This is a genomic window from Brevibacterium sp. SIMBA_078 (assembly GCF_046534565.1).
In the GTDB taxonomy this organism is placed as follows: Bacteria; Actinomycetota; Actinomycetes; order Actinomycetales; family Brevibacteriaceae; genus Brevibacterium.
The window spans coordinates 1-287 of record NZ_JAWRYQ010000147.1; the positions used below are offsets into that span (position 1 = coordinate 1).

Genomic DNA, 287 nt, shown 5'->3' on the forward strand with positions numbered 1-287 from the left:
TCCCAAGTTTTTGTTTTACAATTGGAAAAATGGCGTTTATCAATGTGTCTCATCGTCTGACACCTTTAAATCTTTTAATAAACTTTTGATAAGTTTTTTTCTAGCCTCAACACTGGCGACTTCTTCTCCAAATCTTAAGTACTTACTTCTAGCAATTAAAAATTGCCGATAGTCTTCATCAGGATGAATGTAACCATAACCGAGTTCTTCTAACTCTTGGTTTAATTCTTCTAACCTATCAGAGTCCTTATCTTCAGCTAATAACTCACGGCGCTCACGTATCAATT

General features: G+C 34.8%; 1 protein-coding gene. It reads right to left on the reverse strand.

The window, feature by feature from the left end; genetic code table 11:
• Nucleotides 1-39: 39 nt before the first annotated feature.
• The coding region (locus tag SB749_RS19230) for a hypothetical protein (protein ID WP_410711712.1) at nt 40-287 on the reverse strand (248 nt) is incomplete at its 5' end.